The sequence below is a fragment of the Deinococcus pimensis DSM 21231 genome, assembly GCF_000519345.1.
Lineage (GTDB): Bacteria > Deinococcota > Deinococci > Deinococcales > Deinococcaceae > Deinococcus_A > Deinococcus_A pimensis.
In genome coordinates this window covers 13232-20826 of the sequence record NZ_KI912660.1, presented here as the reverse complement: position 1 = coordinate 20826, position 7595 = coordinate 13232, and the positions used below count along the sequence as shown (strand labels likewise).

Sequence of the window (7595 nt, the reverse complement as noted above, 5' to 3'; positions counted from 1 at the left end):
CGCACGAACCGGAGCTCGCGGCGCGCGTGACCACGCGGGCGTTGCGCCTGCAGGGCGGGCAGCTGGGGGAGTCCGCGTGAGGAACGCCCTCGTCGTCGCCGAGAAGGACTGGAGGGTGTCGGCCCGCACACGGGACGTGCTGACCGCCACGGTGTTCTTCGCGGGCCTCCTGATGCTGATCCTGGGCTTCGCGCTCGGGCCGGACGCGTCGCGGCTGCGGGTCGCGGCGCCCGGCATCCTAGTGGAGCGCCCTCGCGCTGGCCGACGTCCGTGGCGGCGGGCCGCGCCTTCGCGAGCGAGCAGGAGGCGGGCGCGCTGGAGGCCCTCACGCTTTACCCCGGACCGCACGCGGGCCTGTACCTCGGCAAGCTGCTCGGGACGCTCGCGCAGCTCTTCCTGCTGGCCCTCATCGTCGTGCCCGCCACGGTGCTCGTCTACGACCTCGGACCGGAACGGGGTGTGCCCGCCGGGCCCGCGTGGGCGGGTTTCGCGCTCGTGGTGGTGCTCGGCCTGGTAGGCTTCGCGGCGACGTGCTGCTTCTACTCGGCCATCACGGTGAACCTGCGGGCGCGCGAGGCGCTGCTGCCCGTGCTGGCCTTCCCGGTGCTGGTGCCGGTGGTGCTCGCGTCGGTCCGCGCGACGACGCTGGTGCTGGGCGGAGGGCTCGCGGACGAGATCTTCGCGTGGGTGGCGTTCCTCGCGCTGTACGACGTGGCGTCCGTGGTGATCTCCGCGCTGCTGTTCCCGTTCGCCGTGGAAGGCTGAGCGCATCACCTGTCCAGACAGGCCGCGGAAGCGCGCGTCGGGAATGGCCGACGCGCGCTCCCACGCTCCCCGTACACTGCCCGCGTTCGCCCGGCCGCACGTGAAAAAGTGGCCGCCCCCTCCCACGGCGTCTCCTACACTGCCGTTACTTCTGCCTTCTGAGGACGTGCCCGCGCGCGTCCCGTTCTTCATCGTCCTCCCCTGACGACACGTGGATCACCACAGCAGGCCCGACGGTCCCCGCACCGCCGGGAGCGCCCCCGCGCCATGTTCTGGAGGACGTCTTGAACACCCGGAATCGTCACTGGCCCGTCCGTCCGCCGCTCGCCCTCGCGGCCACCCTCGCCGTGTTCCTCGCCGCCTGCGGGCAGACACCCGGCGGTCCGCCCCCACTGGAGGACGCCGCCACGAGGAACGCGTCCTACGAGGCCGAGCGCGCCGTGGGCCGGGGCACCCAGATCTTCGACTGCGCCGCCACCTGTTCCGGTGGGAGGCGCGTGGGCCTCTTCGGGAACGGCAACACCCTCAGCTTCACCGTGCAGGCCGCCCGCGCCGGTGACCACGAGGTGCGCTTCGACTACACCAACGGCACCGACCGGAACCTCGCCGCGCAGGTGCGTGTCGGCGGCGGGGCGTGGCGCGACCTGCCGCCCCTGAAGCCCACCGGCGGTTTCGAGCGGCCCGGCAGCGTCCGCCTCACGCTGCCGCTCGCGCAGGGTGCGAACACCGTCGTGTTCGACCGGCCCGGCGCGTACACCGCCGACGTGGACCGCATCGTCGTGACGGACACGGCGGGCGGCACCCCCAACCCGACGCCCGTCCCGACGCCCGGCCCGGCGCCCGCCCCCGTCGGGACGGGCCTGAGCGCCGAGTACTTCGACGACGCGGACTTCACGGGCACGCGCGTCACGCGGACCGACGCGACCGTGGACTTCGACTGGGGCGACGGCTCGCCCGATCCGACCCTGGGCCCCGACACCTTCAGCGCCCGCTGGACCGGCGAGGTGGAGGTGCCGCAGACGGGCACGTACACCTTCGTCACGCGCAGCGACGACGGGGTCCGCCTGTTCGTGAACGACGCGAAGGTCATCGAGAACTGGACGGATCACGCGCCCAGCGAGGACCGCGGGCAGGTGACCCTCGCGGCGGGACGGCACCGCGTGAAGCTGGAGTACTACGAGAACGGCGGCGGCGCCAGCCTGCGGCTCGGCTGGTCCGGGCCGGGCGTCACGGACGGCGTGATTCCCGCCGCCCGGCTGTTCCCGGCGACCGGAAGCACCCCGAATCCCACCCCGGGTCCCTCGACCGAATCCACGAGTGTCGTGCTGCCGCTGGAGCTCGTCGCGCCGGGTGACACGGCCCGCGCGGAGCTCGACGTGCCGAACGGAGCGCGCGCGCGCAACTTGTGGCTGTACACGCACGGCCTGCGCGACGGCGAGATGCGCGTGCGTCTCAACGGTGGCGCGTGGACGACCGTCACGCGGGAGAACGCGGCGCTCACGTCGGCCCGCGCGCGCGCCTGGGGCGGCCTCCCGAAGGGCGACGAGGTGGGCGAACCCGTCCAGAAGTTCACGCTGCCCGTGACGGGCGCGCGTGACGGTCGCAACATCGTCGAGTTCGAGTACGTCTGGGACGGCGGGCGCTACAGCGGCTACCGGGTGATCGGGCTCGACCTGCTCGACGACGCGGGCCGGGGCCTCGTGCCCGCCACGAACTTCCGCGAGGACGACCCGGCCGACCGCTCGGCGCCCAACTGGAAGGTCCCGCGCCCCTCCGAGGTGGACGAGGGCCGCCGGCTCTGGAACGAGGCGAGGCTCCTGAGCGGGCCCGGCGGTGAGGCGCTGAACGTCTCGTGCTCGGGCTGCCACATGACCGGGCGGGGCCTGCAGCGCATGAACTTCTCCAACACGTCCATCGTGAAGCGCGCGGTGTTCCACGGCCTCTCGCGTGAGGACGGCGAGCGCGTCGCGAGCTACGTGCGCTCCCTGCCGGGCGCCGTGCCGCGTGCCCGCGCGTGGTTCCCGATGTACCAGCCGGGGCCCGGCCTCGACGACCTCGCCGCGCGCGACCCGAACGAGTGGACGGTCGGCATGGGTCCCGACGTGGTGCTGGAGAACGACTGGGACACGCTCGACGACATCTTCGGCGGCAAGACCATGACCGCCGCGAGGATCCCCGCGAGCGGGCGCTACAACACCCGCGAGGCGCGCGTGTCGATGATGTACCCGGACTACCTGCACTGGGTGCCCATCGTCCATCCCTCGGACCCCTCGTGCCTGGGAGGAGACTTCTGGACGAGCCGCGCGAACTACCTGCACCCGAAGCTCATCCGCGACCGCGTCCTCCAGGGCGGGCGGGACTACGTGACGCGCGCGTCGGGCGGCCTGTACGACGACCTCAACCAGTACGCGTACGGCAACCTGTACGTGGAGCTGCCCGCCATTCCCGACAGCCGGACCTCCTCGTGGACCGCGCGCCAGCAGATGTGCCGCTACTCGCTCGCGCTGTGGAACGTCCTCGACACCTGGGACGTCTTCCAGATCGGGAACGTGGAGGCGCTGTGCGGCGTGATCGGCGCGAACCGCCGCATCGACCGCACCGAGCCGCGCTGCTGGCCCTCGCAGTCACGCCTCGCGTTCGCCGTGTCGCCGCGTCTGACGGGCGTGTGCGCGAACGACGGCGTGAAGATCCTGGGGCGGCGCGGCTGCCGCTACCTCGCGAACGTCTGGTACGAGCTCGCGCTCTCGCAGCACAACGGCAGGGATTTCGGGCAGCACAACGCGATCGACGTGGACTACTACATGGGTCAGATCGTGGACGCCTGGGACGACACGGACCGTCCCGAGCCGGGCCGCTACATCCGCCTGCTCGTGAAGTCTCTGCAGGACGCGGACAACGAGACCTGCGGCGTGCGCGAGTCGGGCTGCGGCTTCTCGTGGTGGAAGACGCAGATCAACAGCGCCGAGTGGAGCAAGGTGGAGAACATCTTCGCGCTCGGCGCGGGCCAGGGTCAGCTCGCGGCGTTCCTGAACGCGTACATCCCGGCCTTCGTGGACAAGGCCAACAGGTACCCGGCGTCCGAGTGGCAGCGCGCGGCGCCCGGATCGGGTCAGTGCCACTGGCAGCTGTGCTCGGCGGACTGGACGCCGGGCGCCGCGCCGAAGGACCGCGAGAACATCCCGCAGGGCATGTGGGACGATGTCATCCCGACCTTCTACCGCTACGGCGTGGACCGTGACGTGATGAAGAGCTACATCGACCTGTTCGCGCGGCTCTACCCGCGCGCCGACTGGAACTCGAAGCGCAGGTAGGTCATCCCGAGCGGCCCGCGCGGCCCTCCGCAAGGAGGACGAGGCGCGGGCCGTTCTTCGTGCTGGACGATCTACAGGGCCGGGACACTCGCACTTGGCCCGGGCGTCCGCACCTGCGATGCTGTGTGGACGAGGACCTCCGTGTCCACCCGCAGGAAGGTTACGCCACCACCCTCGGCCCCGACGGGGCAGGAGAGAATGAAACGATGAAAGATCGCCTCACGCTTCCGCTCGGACTGCTGACGCTCGCCGCGTTCGCCGTCGGGCTGTACTTCTCCTTCGTGTCGCCGCCCGACGTGAACCAGGGCGACCTCGTGCGCCTCATGTACGTGCACGTGCCCAGCGCGTGGCTGTCGTACCTCGCGTACGGCGGTACCTTCCTGTTCGGCCTCGCCTACCTCGTGACGCGCCGCCGCCGCTTCGACCGCCTCGCGATGGCCAGCGCCGAGATCGGCCTGCTCTTCACGGCCCTCACGCTGTTCGGCGGGAGCCTGTGGGCGCGGCCCACCTGGGGCGTGTACTGGCTGTGGGAGCCGCGCCTCACCACCACCGCGCTGTCGCTCGTCATCTACGGCGGCTACTTCATCGTGCGCGGCCTCATCGAGGACCCCGAGCGGCGCGCGCGCGTCGCGAGCGTCATCGGCATCGCCGGCACCCTGTACATCCCCGTCAACTACATGAGCGTGTACTGGTGGCGCTCCATTCACCAGACGCCCACCGTGAAGCTCCTCGGCGGCACGGAGCTCTCCGCCGACCCGCGCATGCTCACGGCTCTGTTCGTGATGCTCGGCGCGTTCACCGTCCTGTACTTCTTCCTGCTGCGCGTCCGCGGCATCCTCGCCGCGCGCGTCGAGGCCCGCGAGGACCGCGAGTTCGAACGCGAGGCCGCCCTCAACGCTCCCCTGAAGGAGGCGAGACCCTGATGGACCAGTACGCCCCGTTCGTGCTGTGGGTGTACGGCGTGAGCGCCGTCGCCCTCGTCGGCTACGTCACGTCGCTGTTCGTGCGCCTCAAGCGCGAGGACCGCGAGGAGGACTGATGGACCCCGCCCGCGCCCCGGCCCCGCTCGCTCCCGCCCGTCGTCGGCGCCGCAGCCCCTGGCCTTACGTGGTGGCGCTCGTGGCGCTGCTCGGCGTCGCCGGCGCGATGCTGTACGGCAGCCTCAACCAGAACATCGTCTTCTTCGTGACGCCCAGCGAGTACCGGGAGGCCGTCTCGAAGTACGAGCACCGCACCCTGCGGCTCGGCGGGCTCGTCGAGAACGAGACCTACGACCCCCAGAGCCAGCTGCTGCGCTTCACCATCACGGACGGCGGCGCCCGCTACCCCGTCCGCTACGTCGGCGCGATTCCCGACCTGTTCAGGCAGAACCAGGGCGTCGTCGTGGAGGGCCGCTTCGAGAACGGCACCTTCGAGGCGCGGCAGCTGCTCGTGAAGCACAGCGAGGAGTACGCCGCCCCGAAGAGCGAATCGGACGCGCAGCGCCTCCTGCACGACACCCGCTAGAGGGAGCCTCACCTTGACCCTGATCTCGTTCGACCTGTCCCCGCTCGGGGCGTTCGGGCAGCTCTCGCTGCTCGCGGCGCTCGCCTTCACCCTCGCCGGGCTCGCCCTGAGCGTCCTCGGCGGCCTGCGTCACGACCCGCGCCTCGCGGAGGGCGGGCGCCGCGCCGCGTGGGCGGTGTTCGGCTTCTCGTCCCTCGCGATCGCCGCGCTGATGGTGGCCCTGCTACGTGACGACTTCAGCGTGAAGTACGTCGCGGCGCACTCCATGACCGTCTCGCCGCTGTGGGTGAAGATCGTCAGCCTGTGGGCGGCGCTGGAGGGCTCCATCCTGCTGTGGGCGTGGATGCTCGCGGGCTACGCGTTCGTCGTGGCGCTCGTCGCGAAACGTGACGCGCTCGGCCCGTGGGTGATGGCGAGCATGTTCTTCTCGCTGCTGTTCTTCGTCGGCGTGAACGCCACCGTCGCGAGCCCCTTCACGCCCGTCGCGAACCCGCCCGCCGAGGGCGCCGGGCCCAACCCGCTGCTGCAGAACCACTGGATGATGGCCGTCCATCCCGTCCTGATGTACCTCGGGCCCTTCTCGTACGCGGTCGCGGCGCTCGTCACGGGCCGCGTGGGCCGCGCGTGGGTCACGCAGACGCGCCGCTGGACGCTCGTCGCGTGGATGTTCCTCACCGCCGCGATCGTCGCGGGCGGCTGGTGGAGCTACGAGGTGCTCGGCTGGGGCGGCTACTGGGCCTGGGACGCCGTGGAGAACGCGTCGTTCGTGCCGTGGCTGCTCGCGACGGCCTTCCTGCACAGCATCCAGATCCAGGAGCGCCGCCGCATGCTCGCCGCGTGGAACGTCTGGCTGATCATGGCGGCCTACGCGTCCACCGTGCTGGGCACCTTCATCAACAGAAGCGGCGTCGTGGAGAGCGTCCACGCGTTCGGCAGCGGTCCCGTCGGGCCGGTCTTCCTGGGCTTCTTCGCGGCGCTGATGCTCGTCGGCGCGGTCCTCGCGACGTGGCGCACCCCGCACCTGCGTGACGAGCACGGCGTGGACTCCCCCGTCTCGCGCGAGGGCGCCTTCCTCGCCGGGAACGTCGTGTTCCTCGTGTTCGCCGTGATGGTGACGCTCGGGACGCTCTTCCCCGCCTTCGTGGAGGCCGCGCGCGGCTCGCGCGTCACGGTCGGCCCGCCCTTCTTCAACACCTTCGCCGTGCCGCTCGGGCTGGGCCTGCTCGCCCTGATGGGCGTCGGACCGCTGCTGCCCTGGCGCCGCGCGCCCGGCGAGAAGCTGCTGCACGCGCTGCGCGCGCCCGGCCTCGCCTTCCTCGTCGCGGGCCTGCTCGCCTTCGCGCTCGGCGTGCGCAGCGTCTGGGTGGTCCTCACCGTCGCGCTGTGCGCCTTCAACGTCGCGGGCCTCGCGGTGCTCACCCTGCGCGGGCTGCGCGCGCGCGGCGGCGGCTTCCTCGGTCTGCTGCGCGAGCAGCCGCGCCGTCACGGCGCGTACCTCGCGCACCTCGGCCTCGTGATCGTCGCGCTGGGCCTCGCGTTCAGCGGCGCGTACAAGCGCGAGGCGAACGTCACCCTCAACCTCGGCCAGGAACGCACCGTCCTCAGCGAGCGCCTCACCTTCACCGGCATCGGCACGGAGGACCGCCCCGAGCGGCGCAGCGTGTACGCCCGCGTCCTCGTGGACGGCGAGGAGTACCGCCCGCGCATCAACCGCTACGCCACCTCCGCCGACAACGTCCCCACGCCCGCCGTGCGCTACCGCCTCCTCGGCGACACGTACCTCGTCATGACCGCCTTCGACGCCGAGGGCCAGCAGTGGGCCAGCGTCCGCCTCATCGAGTCGCCCCTCGTCTCGTGGATCTGGGTGGGCACGCTCGTGGTGGTGCTCGGCGCGGGCCTGACCCTCGTGAATCCCGCCGCCGCGCCCGCCACGCGCACCTCGCGCGCCGCGCCGCAGGCGGCCGACTGAACCGGAGAACCCCGTGAAGCACACCCCAGTCTCCCCTCTCCCGT

The 7595-nt window shown here is 71.7% G+C and carries 5 protein-coding genes and 1 pseudogene; all 6 read left to right on the top strand.

The annotated features are described in order from the left end of the window. Positions 1 to 76: 76 nt before the first annotated feature. Positions 77 to 181, top strand: a pseudogene (locus tag DEIPI_RS42110) (heme exporter protein CcmB); the annotation flags it as partial. An 89-nt stretch (positions 182 to 270) separates the two neighbouring features. Then, positions 271 to 765: a heme exporter protein CcmB gene (locus tag DEIPI_RS32110; RefSeq protein ID WP_281173234.1), complete on the top strand. Its 495-nt coding sequence runs from the start codon at positions 271 to 273 to the stop codon at positions 763 to 765. Between the two features lie 284 nt (positions 766 to 1049). Then, complete coding sequence (locus tag DEIPI_RS0116990; protein WP_027482547.1) at positions 1050 to 4076, top strand: PA14 domain-containing protein; 3027 nt, start codon at positions 1050 to 1052, stop codon at positions 4074 to 4076. Between the two features lie 206 nt (positions 4077 to 4282). After that, positions 4283 to 4999, top strand: coding sequence for a cytochrome c biogenesis protein CcsA (gene ccsA, locus DEIPI_RS0116985; protein ID WP_027482546.1), 717 nt, complete (start codon positions 4283 to 4285; stop codon positions 4997 to 4999). 115 nt (positions 5000 to 5114) lie between these two features. Next, positions 5115 to 5582 (top strand): cytochrome c maturation protein CcmE, encoded by a 468-nt coding sequence (ccmE, locus tag DEIPI_RS0116975; protein WP_027482545.1) that lies wholly within the window; start codon positions 5115 to 5117, stop codon positions 5580 to 5582. 13 nt (positions 5583 to 5595) lie between these two features. Continuing rightward, positions 5596 to 7551 (top strand): heme lyase CcmF/NrfE family subunit, encoded by a 1956-nt coding sequence (locus tag DEIPI_RS0116970; RefSeq protein WP_027482544.1) that lies wholly within the window; start codon positions 5596 to 5598, stop codon positions 7549 to 7551. The last annotated feature ends 44 nt before the right edge of the window (positions 7552 to 7595 follow it).